This is a genomic window from Mucilaginibacter daejeonensis, from assembly GCF_020783335.1.
Lineage (GTDB): Bacteria > Bacteroidota > Bacteroidia > Sphingobacteriales > Sphingobacteriaceae > Mucilaginibacter > Mucilaginibacter daejeonensis.
Genome location: NZ_CP086068.1, coordinates 3,991,733 through 4,003,993 on the forward strand (window position 1 = coordinate 3,991,733; position 12,261 = coordinate 4,003,993).

The 12,261-nt window shown below is 45.3% G+C and carries 15 protein-coding genes and 5 tRNA genes; 2 read left to right on the forward strand and 18 right to left on the reverse strand.

Going from position 1 to position 12,261, the window contains the following annotated elements:
* Positions 1 to 102: 102 nt before the first annotated feature.
* The 17 genes from rplL to LLH06_RS17105 form a co-directional block, all read right to left on the reverse strand.
* On the reverse strand, positions 103 to 486 hold the full coding sequence (gene rplL, locus LLH06_RS17025) for a 50S ribosomal protein L7/L12 (protein WP_228170493.1): 384 nt from the start codon (positions 484 to 486) through the stop codon (positions 103 to 105).
* Positions 487 to 552: 66 nt separating this feature from the next.
* On the reverse strand, positions 553 to 1,074 hold the full coding sequence (gene rplJ, locus LLH06_RS17030; protein ID WP_228170494.1) for a 50S ribosomal protein L10: 522 nt from the start codon (positions 1,072 to 1,074) through the stop codon (positions 553 to 555).
* A gap of 2 nt (positions 1,075 to 1,076) precedes the next feature.
* Positions 1,077 to 1,775 (reverse strand): 50S ribosomal protein L1, encoded by a 699-nt coding sequence (gene rplA / locus LLH06_RS17035; protein WP_228170495.1) that lies wholly within the window; start codon positions 1,773 to 1,775, stop codon positions 1,077 to 1,079.
* A gap of 28 nt (positions 1,776 to 1,803) precedes the next feature.
* Positions 1,804 to 2,244, reverse strand: coding sequence for a 50S ribosomal protein L11 (gene rplK, locus LLH06_RS17040; protein WP_228170496.1), 441 nt, complete (start codon positions 2,242 to 2,244; stop codon positions 1,804 to 1,806).
* Positions 2,245 to 2,368: 124 nt separating this feature from the next.
* Positions 2,369 to 2,911: a transcription termination/antitermination protein NusG gene (gene nusG / locus LLH06_RS17045; protein ID WP_228170497.1), complete on the reverse strand. Its 543-nt coding sequence runs from the start codon at positions 2,909 to 2,911 to the stop codon at positions 2,369 to 2,371.
* An 18-nt stretch (positions 2,912 to 2,929) separates the two neighbouring features.
* Positions 2,930 to 3,124, reverse strand: coding sequence for a preprotein translocase subunit SecE (secE, locus tag LLH06_RS17050; protein WP_228170498.1), 195 nt, complete (start codon positions 3,122 to 3,124; stop codon positions 2,930 to 2,932).
* 20 nt (positions 3,125 to 3,144) lie between these two features.
* Positions 3,145 to 3,215 (reverse strand) — tRNA-Trp (locus LLH06_RS17055).
* 106 nt (positions 3,216 to 3,321) lie between these two features.
* Positions 3,322 to 4,509 (reverse strand): elongation factor Tu, encoded by a 1,188-nt coding sequence (gene tuf, locus LLH06_RS17060; protein ID WP_157539718.1) that lies wholly within the window; start codon positions 4,507 to 4,509, stop codon positions 3,322 to 3,324.
* Between the two features lie 55 nt (positions 4,510 to 4,564).
* A tRNA-Thr gene (locus LLH06_RS17065) sits at positions 4,565 to 4,636 on the reverse strand.
* A 109-nt stretch (positions 4,637 to 4,745) separates the two neighbouring features.
* A tRNA-Gly gene (locus LLH06_RS17070) sits at positions 4,746 to 4,818 on the reverse strand.
* Positions 4,819 to 4,888: 70 nt separating this feature from the next.
* A tRNA-Tyr gene (locus LLH06_RS17075) sits at positions 4,889 to 4,969 on the reverse strand.
* A gap of 100 nt (positions 4,970 to 5,069) precedes the next feature.
* Positions 5,070 to 5,142 (reverse strand) — tRNA-Thr (locus LLH06_RS17080).
* Between the two features lie 158 nt (positions 5,143 to 5,300).
* Positions 5,301 to 5,651 carry a ribosome hibernation-promoting factor, HPF/YfiA family gene (gene hpf, locus LLH06_RS17085; RefSeq protein ID WP_228170499.1) on the reverse strand — a complete coding sequence of 117 codons (351 nt, stop codon included), beginning with the start codon at positions 5,649 to 5,651 and terminating at the stop codon, positions 5,301 to 5,303.
* 13 nt (positions 5,652 to 5,664) lie between these two features.
* Positions 5,665 to 6,561, reverse strand: coding sequence for a tyrosine-type recombinase/integrase (locus LLH06_RS17090; protein ID WP_228170500.1), 897 nt, complete (start codon positions 6,559 to 6,561; stop codon positions 5,665 to 5,667).
* 69 nt (positions 6,562 to 6,630) lie between these two features.
* Positions 6,631 to 6,825: a 30S ribosomal protein S21 gene (gene rpsU / locus LLH06_RS17095; protein ID WP_228170501.1), complete on the reverse strand. Its 195-nt coding sequence runs from the start codon at positions 6,823 to 6,825 to the stop codon at positions 6,631 to 6,633.
* A 106-nt stretch (positions 6,826 to 6,931) separates the two neighbouring features.
* Positions 6,932 to 7,981 (reverse strand): agmatine deiminase family protein, encoded by a 1,050-nt coding sequence (locus tag LLH06_RS17100; RefSeq protein ID WP_228170502.1) that lies wholly within the window; start codon positions 7,979 to 7,981, stop codon positions 6,932 to 6,934.
* Positions 7,974 to 8,843, reverse strand: coding sequence for a carbon-nitrogen hydrolase (locus tag LLH06_RS17105; RefSeq protein ID WP_228170503.1), 870 nt, complete (start codon positions 8,841 to 8,843; stop codon positions 7,974 to 7,976). The genes LLH06_RS17100 and LLH06_RS17105 overlap by 8 nt, the downstream gene beginning before the upstream one ends.
* A 197-nt stretch (positions 8,844 to 9,040) precedes the next feature.
* Between LLH06_RS17105 and LLH06_RS17110 the strand changes: the two genes are divergently transcribed.
* The gene (locus LLH06_RS17110) at positions 9,041 to 9,979 is read left to right on the forward strand and encodes a lysylphosphatidylglycerol synthase transmembrane domain-containing protein (protein ID WP_228170504.1); all 939 of its coding nucleotides are present in this window, start codon (positions 9,041 to 9,043) and stop codon (positions 9,977 to 9,979) included.
* 3 nt (positions 9,980 to 9,982) lie between these two features.
* Complete coding sequence (locus LLH06_RS17115) at positions 9,983 to 10,687, forward strand: SDR family NAD(P)-dependent oxidoreductase (RefSeq protein ID WP_228170505.1); 705 nt, start codon at positions 9,983 to 9,985, stop codon at positions 10,685 to 10,687.
* 420 nt (positions 10,688 to 11,107) lie between these two features.
* Here LLH06_RS17115 and LLH06_RS17120 read toward each other — a convergent pair whose 3' ends face one another.
* Complete coding sequence (locus LLH06_RS17120; protein WP_228170506.1) at positions 11,108 to 12,091, reverse strand: aldo/keto reductase; 984 nt, start codon at positions 12,089 to 12,091, stop codon at positions 11,108 to 11,110.
* Between the last annotated feature and the right edge of the window lie 170 nt (positions 12,092 to 12,261).

The following is a 12,261-nucleotide window of genomic DNA, read 5'->3' on the forward strand; positions in this document are numbered from 1 at the left end:
CCTGAACTTCAAACAAAAATGAAAATGGTATAAACGGCAATAGACCCCGGCCTATACAGGTCGGGGTCTGAATGCATTTTGGCTCATGCTGAGCGTGAGATATTACTTGATCTCAACTACAGCTCCAGCTTCTTCTAAAGCTTTTTTCAAAGATTCAGCTTCGTCTTTAGCAACACCAGTTTTTAATTCTTTAGGTGCACCGTCAACTAGGTCTTTAGCTTCTTTCAAGCCCAGGCCAGTAAGATCTTTAACTAATTTAACTACAGCTAATTTTTGACCACCTGCTTCTTTCAGGATCACGTCAAATGCAGTTTGCTCAGCAGCAGCAGGAGCAGCATCACCACCACCAGCAGCAGGAGCAGCAACAGCAACAGCTGCAGCAGCAGGCTCAATACCATACTCGTCTTTCAGGATCTGAGCTAATTCGTTAACTTCTTTTACTGTTAAGTTTACCAACTGTTCAGCAAACGCTTTTAAATCTGCCATTTTATTTTAATTTTTACTTTTAATACTTTGTGTTGTTTAATTCCGAACTTTTGTAAAGGTGTTCGATCAACCTTCTCTTTCTTGCAATGTTTTAACCAAGCCTGCGATAGTAGTTCCGCCTGATTGCAGTGCAGAAAGTACATTCTTAGCAGGTGATTGAAGTAAGCCAACGATCTCGCCAACCAATTCTTCTTTCGATTTCAGCGTCAATAATGAATCAAGCTGTTCGTCGCCAACAAAGGCAGCCGAATAAACGTAAGCCGCTTTTAATAAAGGCTTAGGTCCTTGCTTGCGCAGATCTTTGATCAGCTTTGCAGGTGCTTTAGCTGATTTAGAGAATAAGATGGTCGAGGTGCCTTTCAGCACGTCAAATAATTGATCGTAATCATCACCGGCAGCTTTCAGCGCTTTTTTGATCAGGCTGTTCTTGGCCACCTGCATGGTGATCTCGGCATCAAAACATTTGCGACGGATGTCATTTACCTTGGCTACAGTAAGGTCGGCAGTATCAGTAATATAGAAATTACCATACTCCTTGATCTGCTCGGTAAGAGCATTAACCAGTTCGTATTTTTCTTCTTTATTCATGATCAGATCCCCGCTACTGTTTTAGTTTCAACTTCAATGCCGCGAGACATAGTTGATGAAAGGTGAATACTCTTGAAATAGGTACCCTTTGCTGCCGAAGGTTTTAACTTTGAGATGGTTTGCAATACTTCTAAAGCATTCTCATAGATCTTCTCAGCAGGGAAAGATACTTTACCTATCGAGGCATGGATGATACCGGTCTTGTCAACTTTAAAATCGATCTTACCGCCTTTAACCTCAGTTACAGCTTTGCCAACTTCGGCAGTTACTGTACCTGATTTAGGGTTAGGCATAAGGTTACGCGGACCTAAGATACGGCCCAAACGTCCAACCTTCGCCATAACACTTGGCATAGTGATGATAATGTCAACGTCAGTCCAACCGCCTTCTATTTTGGCAATGTAGTCATCTAAACCTACGTAATCTGCACCGGCGTCCTTAGCTTCTTGCTCCTTGTCAGGAGTACAAAGCACCAAAACGCGTACAGTTTTACCGGTACCATGAGGTAAGGTAGCTATACCACGTACCATTTGATTGGCTTTACGTGGATCAACACCTAAGCGCACGTCAATGTCAACAGATGCATCAAATTTAGTAGTGGTGATATCCTTTACTAAACTGGTGGCATCTTGCAAAGAGTACTGCTTGTTAGCCTCAATTTTAGATAGTACTGCCTTTTGATTTTTTGTTAATCTTGCCACTGTCTTAAACTGAATTGTGTGTTAATTATTAATTCCAGGGTGCTGTACCAGAAACGGTAATACCCATGCTGCGAGCAGTGCCAGCCACCATTTTCATGGCCGACTCTACTGTGAACGCGTTCAAGTCAGGCATTTTATCTTTGGCGATGGCCTCAACCTGCTCCCAATTCACATTGGCAACCTTTTTACGGTTTGGCTCGGCCGAGCCGCTTTTCAAGCCCGAAGCCTCTAACAACTGGATAGCTACTGGAGGGGTCTTGATGATAAAATCGAATGACTTGTCGGTATACACAGTGATCACTACAGGCAACACTTTACCAGGTTTATCCTGAGTACGTGCATTGAACTGCTTGCAAAATTCCATGATGTTCACACCTTTCGCACCCAATGCAGGGCCGATCGGAGGAGACGGATTTGCAGCGCCACCCTTAACTTGTAGTTTTACTAACGCACCGACTTCTTTTGCCATTTTAATTAATTTTAATGTACTTAATGTTAGTAAGTTGGAAGCTATGTAACATTTAGAACTGAATATAAAAAATTCAGCCCGCAAAGATATGAACTTTACGGGCTGAATGCAAATTATTTTTAGGTTATTCTTTCTCGACCTGCATGTAGTTCAGCTCGAGCGGCGTACGGCGACCAAATATCTTCACCATTACCTTCAGCTTCTTCTTCTCTTCGTTAACTTCCTCGATCACACCACTAAAGCCATTGAACGGTCCGTCCATTACTTTAACGTTCTCGCCTACGTAGTATGGTACGTTAACGGTCTCGCCTTGGGCGGCCATCTCATCTACCTTACCTAATATACGGTTAACCTCGGCCTGGCGTAAAGGTATAGCATTGCCTGCTTTATCTCCCAAAAAACCGATAACGCTATTGATGTTCTTGATGATGTGTTCAAGCTCACCGTCAAGGGCGGCTTCCATCATTACATATCCGGGGAAGTAGTTGCGTTCTTTGGCGATCTTCTTGCCATCGCGCATCTGGTAGTATTTCTCGGTAGGGATCAACACTTGAGGTATCAGGTGCGATATACCCAAGCGGTTAACTTCTGCGTCGATATATTGCTTTACCTTTTTTTCTTTACCGCTTACTGCGCGAACCACATACCATTTTAACTGATCACTCATCTCTTTAACTGTATTTTATTAGGCAAGTGAACTGTAGAACGTTCTGAGCACGTAACCGATGATCTGATCCATACCAAAAACGAGCAACGCGATGATCAGAGCAGCTACCAGAACCAGGATAGCGCTGCTTTGCAGCTCACGCCAAGTTGGCCAGGTAACCTTCTCGGTCATCTCGATGTATGATTCTTTAATGTATTCAGTTACTGCTGACATGTGCTTGAATTACTTAGGAGCACGGGAACAAGGATTCGAACCCTGATCAAAGGTTTTGGAGACCTCTATTCTACCGTTGAACTATTCCCGTGTGTATTTTAATTTTTAAAACAAAGTACTTAGCGTTGCGCTAAGTACTTTGTTTATAAATTAACCTTACCTTTTTGCTCCCCTATCGGGGAATTTGGGGCTTGGTCTTATTTTAAGATCTCAGTTACCTGACCAGCACCTACGGTACGACCACCTTCACGGATCGCGAAACGTAGACCTTTTTCCATTGCGATAGCGTTGATCAAAGATACAGTGATCGTAACGTTATCACCTGGCATAACCATCTCTACGCCTTCGGCTAATGAGATCTCACCAGTTACGTCAGTGGTACGGAAGTAGAATTGTGGACGGTATTTGTTGAAGAATGGAGTGTGACGACCACCTTCAGCTTTCGACAATACGTAAACTTCGGCTTTGAAATCGGTGTGAGGAGTTACTGAACCTGGTTTGCAGATAACCATACCACGACGGATATCGGTTTTCTCAATACCACGTAACAACAGACCTACGTTATCACCAGCTTCACCACGGTCAAGGATCTTACGGAACATCTCAACACCAGTTACGGTAGATTTCAAGTTCTCAGCACCCATACCCAGGATATCAACCGGATCACCAGAGTTGATCACACCACGCTCGATACGACCAGTTGCTACAGTACCACGACCAGTGATCGAGAATACGTCCTCAACAGGCATCAGGAATGGAAGATCGGTCAGACGTGGAGGGATAGGGATGTAGCTATCTACAGCGTCCATCAGTTCCATGATCTTTTCAACCCATTTTGGCTCTGCGTTCAAACCACCTAAGGCCGAACCTTGGATAACAGGGATATCATCACCAGGGAAATCGTAGAATGATAATAATTCACGGATCTCCATTTCAACTAATTCTAATAACTCTGGGTCATCAACCATGTCAACTTTGTTCATGAAAACGGTCAAAGCAGGTACACCTACCTGACGAGCTAACAGGATGTGCTCACGAGTTTGAGGCATAGGACCATCGGTAGCAGCAACTACCAGGATAGCACCGTCCATTTGAGCAGCACCAGTAACCATGTTCTTTACGTAGTCAGCGTGACCTGGGCAGTCAACGTGTGCGTAGTGACGGTTAGCAGTTGAGTACTCAACGTGTGCGGTATTGATAGTGATACCACGCTCTTTTTCTTCTGGAGCAGAGTCGATAGAGTCGAAAGAACGGGCTTCTGATAAACCTTTATCAGCTAATACTTTAGTGATAGCAGCAGTTAAAGTGGTTTTACCGTGGTCAACGTGACCGATAGTACCGATGTTTAAGTGCGGCTTACTGCGGTCAAATTTTTCTTTTGCCATGATTTATTAATGTTTGTAGGTTAATTTACTCTCAATTGTAACGTTTAGAACGTTGAGCCAACGAAGGGATTTGAACCCTTGGCCTCTTCCTTACCAAGGAAGTGCTCTACCCCTGAGCTACGTCGGCTTATTATTTTTTCACTTGGTGGTTATCGAGTTATTATGTTATCCAGTTATCGAGTAAATGCGTCCATCGACCTTATAACTAACAACCCAGTAACTTGATCACCTATCCGAGCGGAAGACGAGGTTCGAACTCGCGACCTATAGCTTGGAAGGCTATCGCTCTACCAACTGAGCTACTTCCGCTTTTAAATGAGTATGAGCAAAAGATGAAGAGCTGATAGCTCGTTCATTCTTTTACTCATCACTCAATGTGTGGGGAGAGAAGGATTCGAACCTTCGTAGCCGAAGCAACGGATTTACAGTCCGTCCCATTTGACCGCTCTGGTATCTCCCCAGGCTTTTCAGTTAATTTTACTTTGTGTTTCTATCAACCTTTGCGGGGTGCAAATATAGGTTCATTTTTCACAATGCAAACAATGAATTTAAAAAACTTGAGCCCCCTATCGGAATCGAACCAATGACCTACTGATTACAAGTCAGTTGCTCTACCAGCTGAGCTAAGGAGGCTTATTTTTTCTATTTGAAAGAACCGTTTCCCTCGTGTTGAGCACCTCTCCAAAAGGGAATGCAAATCTACACAATTTTACGCCTGTGCAAAATATTTTTACAAAAAAAATGAGCAGGCTTTTTACCTGCTCATTTTTTACGGTGTAACGTGCTGATGATCAATATTCATCCTCTTCAACACCCAGTGTATCTACTTTACGGGCGGCCTCTTTAACGGCCGATTGTTTTTGCTTATGCTTCTGAATTTGCTTGCGCAGGCTCTCGATGCAAAGATCGGTAGCCTCTTCGAAGGTCTTACATTGGTGGCTGGCAAATAATTGTGTACCCGGCGTGAGCAACTTAATCTCAGTGATCTTGTTAGCCTCTTCTCCGGTGTTCTCCAATTTCAAATATACCTCACCACTGACTATACTGTCGCTGAATAGTTCCAGCTTATCGGCTTTTTTCTGTATAAAATCAATTAACTTCTTGTCTGCACTAAAATGAATTGCCTGAACAGTAATTTTCATATGTTCCTCCTTGTTAATTTGAGGCCTTTGGATGGGCCTGTTTATAAATAGATTTAAGTCTTTCGACAGAATTGTGCGTGTATACCTGAGTTGCGCTCAGGCTGGCATGACCCAGCAGATCCTTGATCGCATTAAGGTCGGCGCCATTGTTCAATAAGCTTGTTGCAAAGGTGTGCCGCAGCACGTGCGGGCTTTTTTTGTTTTGGGTCGATATGTAACTTAAATACTTTTGCACTATCAAATACACCATTTTAGGGTAAGCATCAGCTCCTTTGTTTGTAACGATCAATTTTAAGGAATTGTTAGAAAAAAGTTTATCTTTTTTTAACTCCCTGTAACGCTGCACCAGCCTCTTCAACTCGGCTGTGAGTGGTATGATGCGTTGCTTATTGCGCTTACCCAAAACCTTTACCGTTCCTTGTTGCAGGTCGATATCATGATCCTCAATGGCCAGCAATTCGGCTAGGCGCATACCGGTACCGAACAGCAATTCAATGATGAGTTTATCCCTCGTACCGGCAAGATCGTTGGTGAAAACAAGGTCGTTATCAAGCAATTTGGAGAGCTTTTGATCTTCGACCACCACAGGCAACTGTTTGCTTACTTTGGGTGTATGTATACGGGCGGTAGGTGTAGAGGTAATGATCTGCCCTTGCAGCAGGAACTTGAAGTACTTGCGCAGCGTGGCTATCTTACGGTTAATGGAACGGCCGCTAACCTGCTTATCCATCAGGTCAACGATCCAGTTACGTATATGATGATGAGTGACCTCGGATGGATGTGTCACCACCACTTCGGGATGGTTCAAAAAAGAAAAGAATTGGTCAAGATCTGACCCATAAGCAGCCACGGTATGCGGCGAGTACCGCTTCTCGTACTTGATATAAGCTATGAACTGCTCTAAAAACATAAAAACTATTTGAACAATGCCAGAAAGGCAAAGTACAAATAGTTTTTTATATAAGAACAGGAAGTTTACTTATACAGCAGCTTCCTGATTCAAGCCTTGTTTGTAGACGGCATGTTTTACCACGTTACGACGGGTAACTGATTTTTTCTCGAATGCCTGACGGCTGCGTAGTTCGCGCAATACACCAGTTTTCTCAAATTTCTTTTTGAAGCGTTTTAACGCTTTATCTAATGATTCGCCTTCTTTTACGTTGATAATGATCATAGTCCTTCTAAATACCTCCTTTCAGGGAGAGCAAAGGTACAAAAAAGGCCTGCAATGTTGCAAGCCTTTTTTATTTATATTATGCAGATAATTAAGCCGTTGGGGATCACACCGCAGGCTCCTGCTGGCTAAGGCAATGAAAGCTGCCCAAACCCCAGATGATATCGGTAGAATCTACTCCCACCACCTTACGGTCGGCGAAGCAGTTTTGAAGTATTTGTAAGGCCTTATCATCATTAGCGCAACGGTATGTAGGTACTACCACCGCAGCATTGCTAATGTAAAAGTTAGCATATGATGCCGGCAACGGCTGATCCTCGTAGATCACCGGGGTCGGCATAGGCAGTTCGATCACGTTCAATTGCTTGCCATTCAGCAGGCGCATGGTGTTCAATTCTTTAAGATTATCTTGAAGGATGTGATAGTTCTCATCATTCTTGTTCTCTTCTACCACGGTCACTACAGTATCCTCGTTCACAAAACGGGTGATGTCATCAATATGTCCATCAGTATCATCACCTATGATGCCATCGCCTAACCAAAGCACCTGCTTCACACCGTAGTAGTTTTGCAGATAGGCCTCGATCTGTTGCTGGTTCAAATGCGGGTTACGGTTCGGGTTCAGCAAGCACGCAGTAGTGGTAAGTACAGTACCTTTACCATTGAACTCTACCGAGCCGCCTTCCATCACGATACCCGGATAAAATACCGGTAGGCCGAACTCTTGGGCGATACGGGTAGGGATCACATCATCCAGATCGAACGGTGGATATTTGCCACCCCATGCGTTATAGCCCCAATCGACCACTACTTTTTGTTTGGTTTGCGGGTCGATCAAAAATGCCGGACCATGGTCACGGCACCAGGCATCATTGGTAGGAAAATGATAGAATTGGATACGGTCGAGGTTCACACCTGCCGCCTGCAAATGCTGAGTGGCAAAACGCTCCATAGTGGCGTCGGCCACATTGATGCGTACCAACTCTCCAACTGATACCTCCTTGATGAACTCGCAATATTTACCATATATCGTATCGATCTTGCCAGGCCATGAAGCTTCCTTATGAGGCCAGCTTAACCATGTGGCCATATGCGGCGCCCATTCGGCTGGGAACACGAAGCCGGCCTTCGCCGGTAAGTTCTCAAAATTATTCATCGTCTAACAGGCGTTTAGTGATCGGCTGATAGGTCTCTACTCGGCGATCACGCAGGAACGGCCAGTGGGTACGATAGTAGTCGGTCTTGGTCAGGTCAAGGTCCACAACGGTAACTTGCTCTTCTTGATGGTCGCCCTGGAAGATCACTTTGCCGAATGGGTTGGACACGAACGAGCCGCCCCAGAATTTCAGACCAGCCTCTTCGCCTACCCTGTTCACGCTCACCACGTGCACGCCATTGGCCACCGAGTGCGAACGCTGAATGGTTTGCCATGCGTTATACTGATCGGTGTTGGTGTCCACATCTTGTGATGATGCCCAACCGATGGCGGTAGGATAGAATAATATCTCAGCGCCCATCAAAGCGGTGATACGAGCTGCCTCAGGATACCACTGATCCCAGCAGATCAACACACCAATGGTAGCGAATTTGGTTTTGAATACTTTATAGCCCAGGTCGCCCGGAGTAAAATAGAATTTCTCGTAAAAGCCCGGATCATCGGGAATGTGCATCTTACGGTACTTACCTAAGTAAGCGCCATCGGCATCCAATACCGCAGTAGTATTGTGGTACAAGCCTTGGGTACGTTTCTCGAACAATGAAGCAATGATCACCACACCCAATTCGGCCGCTACTTTCGAAAGCTCATCGGTAGATGGGCCGGGGATAGCCTCGGCAAGGGCAAAGTTGTCATAGTCCTCAACATCGCAAAAATACAATGAGGTAAAAAGCTCTTGCAGGCAAACGATCTGCGCACCCTTTTGGGCGGCCTCACGTACCTTTTCAATGGCTTTTTGTAAATTTTGCTGTTTATCAGCCGTACAGCTCATCTGTACCAAACCTACTTTTACTTTACTCATGTCGTTCTCAAAATTTGCGCAAAAATACGCATTGTATCACGAATACTGAATGATGCATCCTTAAATAGTTAAGTAGTACAACAGGTTATTACATTACGATGAGGTGGTAAGTTACACCGTCATTTCCAGTGCCTCAACTACTTGCCCTACACTACCTATTATGCACAGATCGATGATTTTGCTTAGTTTTGCCTCACATGACCGAAAAGGAAATACCTGCAAAACCCAAGACCTGGAAGGACCATTTGTGGACCGCCACCAAACTGATCCTAAAGTTAGGGTTCACCTCACTGCTCTTATACTATATATTCAATAAGATAGATATCCAGAAGGTAAAACTCCTGTTGGCCCAGGCCAACCCTTACTGGATCGGTGCTGCCATTATTTGCTTCTTTATCTCCACTGTGGTATCGGCCTCCAGATTGCTGAGCTTTTTCCGCTCGATCGATCTGCACATCAGCTGGCGTTTTAACCTGCGTTTGTACTTGCTGGGTATGTTCTATAACCTGTTCCTGCCGGGAGGTATCGGGGGCGATGGTTATAAGATCTACCTACTTAACAAGCGTTTCCATCTGCCGGCCAAAAAGGTGTTCTGGGCTATACTGTTCGATAGGCTGAGCGGCTTTTGGGCTATTGGTTTTATCACCGTGATCCTGATCTTCTTTTTACCGCAAATGGGCATACACATCGGGATACCGCTTGCAGTGTTCCTGGTTGGTACCGCCATCTATTACTTTGTAGCCAAACGCTTTTTTAAAGAATATACCCGCTACTTTTTCGAGGCTCATTTGAAGGCCATTGGCGTACAATCTTTACAGGTGCTTACCATATTACTGGTGATGCTGGCGCTCAGACACCAGGAAAAGTTCGCTCCTTACCTGTTCGCTTTCCTCATGTCGTCAATGGCGGCGGTGGTGCCTTTCACCTTTGGTGGATTAGGTGCCCGTGAGTTCATCTACAAATATGTGATCACCGACCTGTTCCACATGAATGATGAGCTGGCCGTATTCCTGAGCCTTTCGTTCTATGTCATATCGGCCATCGTATCCCTAGTGGGTATCTATTATGTGTTCCGTGAGGATAAGTTACAGGAGGGTTTGCCCGCTAACGAAAAACTGGAAGAGGAGGACGTTTAAACCATGAACATCATTATCACCGGCGCCAGCAGCGGCGTAGGCTTTGAGGCCGTACTGGAACTCACCCTGACCAATAAACACCAGGTGATCGCCCTGGCCCGATCACAGGATAAGCTGACCCGCTTACTGGAGATCGCCAAAGGACTTAACCCGGAGTGTACGTTATACCCTGTGGCTTTCGATATCGTTCATGATGACCACCATGCTTTGGCTCAATTCGTTAGCTCACGTTTTGATGGTAAGGTAGATGTACTGATCAACAATGCCGGCGCACTGGTGAACAAACCCTTCACCCAAACCACCGAGACCGACCTGGTAGAGATGCTGCAAAGCAATTACCTGGGCCACGCCCGCATGATACAGACCATTTTACCATTCATGAGCGAGGGTGGCCACATCATGAACATTGGCAGTATGGGTGGTTTTCAAGGTAGTGTGAAATTCCCCGGACTGGCAGCTTACTCGGCCAGTAAAGCGGCCCTGCATACCCTGACCGAGTGTTTGGCCTATGAACTGGCCGACCGCAAGATCAGCGTGAACTGCCTGGCCCTGGGTTCGGCGCAAACGGAGATGCTGGAACAGGCCTTCCCGGGTTATCAGTCGCCGGTGATGGCTTTTGAGATGGGTAAGTACATTGCTGATTTTGCCACGGCGGCCCACAAGTTCTTTAATGGGAAGGTGTTGCCCGTAGCGGTCACCACCCCCTGACAGCACGATCACCAAATTTGTAATTCTTGGTCGTGACCGTACGTTTAAGGGCACTTTGCGACACTAAGTATGGTTTTACAGGTGTTACATTTTGGTGTTTCAGTGTTACATTTAGTGTTACATTCCGGCTTTTTGTTGATTTTTCTTGAAAAAGTTGGGTTTTTACGAATTTGGCAATGTCAAAAAGTGGGGAAATTTGGGGAATTCTGTTACATCGATGTAACACCTGAAACAGTGCCTCATCTTGAAAAAAGTTCACGATATCGCTAACACAACTCCTCCGATATAACGCACTATCTTCTCTTTTCATCTTCATCAACGCTACAACTCCATATCCAATATACGGCTACTCACTATGCCAAAAATGAAAGGCCCGAAGAGTTCATCTTCAGGCCTTCTGTTTATTATGCTGAGCTCGCTTTAATTCTTATCTACGAATTTGCTGCTCGATTCATTGTAGCGTGCACCGGTATCCGGGTACTTTTTCAACAAGGCTTCGATGCTTTGCAGATCAGCTGATGATAGCTCGATATCGACCGCACCTGCGTTCTCGATCAGGTATTTAACGCGTTTAGTTCCGGGTATCGGTATAATGTTATCGCCCTGGTTGAGTACCCAAGCCAGTGCCAGTTGCGCCGGCGTACAATTCTTAGCTTCGGCCAGGTTGGCAAATTCGAGGGTAAGCGCTTTATTGTTCTCCTCGTGTGCCGATTGAAAACGTGGAAGCCCTTTACGGAAATCGCCATCTTTTAAAGCATTGATGTCGAGCGTGTTGGTCATTAAACCACGTGCCAGCGGACTGAACGGAACAAATGAGATCTTCAGTTCTTTGCAAAGCGGCAATATCTCTGCCTCAACTTCGCGGGTCAGTAATGAGTACTCGCTTTGCAGCGCACTGATCGGGTGCACCGCATGAGCCCTCTTGATGGAATTTGCCGAGGCTTCTGAAAGCCCCAGGTAACGCACCTTACCCTCTTTCACCAGATCAGCCATGGCTCCCACCATATCTTCTACCGGCACGTTCGGGTCTATACGATGTGCATAATACAGGTCGATCACATCCGTCTGTAAACGTTTTAAGCTGGCTTCAACGGTCTTTTTGATCCGCGCAGGCGAGCCGTCGAATTCCATAGCATTCTGGCTGTTCAGGTAGAAACCGAATTTGGTGGCCAAAAAGATCTTCTGGCGGTTCGGTCGTAGCACTTTAGCTACCAATTCCTCGTTAGCGCCGTTGGCATATACATCTGCGGTGTCCCAAAAATTGATACCCAGTTCAAGTGCCTTTTCTAAAGTGGCTATCGATGAAGCATCGTCGGGCTCGCCATAACCGTGGTTCATGCTCATGCAGCCTAAGCCAATGGCTGACAACGACACGTCGGTATCCCCTAATTTTCTGTATCTCATGTTATAGATGTTTGTTATAAGCAAAGGTAAAGTACCGTTAACCGGATACCTTGCAATATTCAAACCAATGGTTAATTATTTCAAACATCGCCCAAAACGGCGCATCAGCATATATCGTTTTACACGATCCTTCTGCTGCGCAACGATGGCCCAACTGTCATACATTATTT

Bases quoted from the DNA above. Each gene is read 5' to 3' on its own strand.
- rplL (WP_228170493.1), bottom strand. From the start codon at position 486: ATGGCAGATTTAAAAGCGTTTGCTGAACAGTTGGTAAACTTAACAGTA.
- rplJ (WP_228170494.1), bottom strand. From the start codon at position 1,074: ATGAATAAAGAAGAAAAATACGAACTGGTTAATGCTCTTACCGAGCAG.
- rplK (WP_228170496.1), bottom strand. From the start codon at position 2,244: ATGGCAAAAGAAGTCGGTGCGTTAGTAAAACTACAAGTTAAGGGTGGC.
- nusG (WP_228170497.1), bottom strand. From the start codon at position 2,911: ATGAGTGATCAGTTAAAATGGTATGTGGTTCGCGCAGTAAGCGGTAAA.
- secE (WP_228170498.1), bottom strand. From the start codon at position 3,124: ATGTCAGCAGTAACTGAATACATTAAAGAATCATACATCGAGATGACC.
- tuf (WP_157539718.1), bottom strand. From the start codon at position 4,509: ATGGCAAAAGAAAAATTTGACCGCAGTAAGCCGCACTTAAACATCGGT.
- hpf (WP_228170499.1), bottom strand. From the start codon at position 5,651: ATGAAAATTACTGTTCAGGCAATTCATTTTAGTGCAGACAAGAAGTTA.
- LLH06_RS17090 (WP_228170500.1), bottom strand. From the start codon at position 6,561: ATGTTTTTAGAGCAGTTCATAGCTTATATCAAGTACGAGAAGCGGTAC.
- rpsU (WP_228170501.1), bottom strand. From the start codon at position 6,825: ATGATCATTATCAACGTAAAAGAAGGCGAATCATTAGATAAAGCGTTA.
- LLH06_RS17100 (WP_228170502.1), bottom strand. From the start codon at position 7,981: ATGAATAATTTTGAGAACTTACCGGCGAAGGCCGGCTTCGTGTTCCCA.
- LLH06_RS17105 (WP_228170503.1), bottom strand. From the start codon at position 8,843: ATGAGTAAAGTAAAAGTAGGTTTGGTACAGATGAGCTGTACGGCTGAT.
- LLH06_RS17110 (WP_228170504.1), top strand. From the start codon at position 9,041: ATGACCGAAAAGGAAATACCTGCAAAACCCAAGACCTGGAAGGACCAT.
- LLH06_RS17115 (WP_228170505.1), top strand. From the start codon at position 9,983: ATGAACATCATTATCACCGGCGCCAGCAGCGGCGTAGGCTTTGAGGCC.
- LLH06_RS17120 (WP_228170506.1), bottom strand. From the start codon at position 12,091: ATGAGATACAGAAAATTAGGGGATACCGACGTGTCGTTGTCAGCCATT.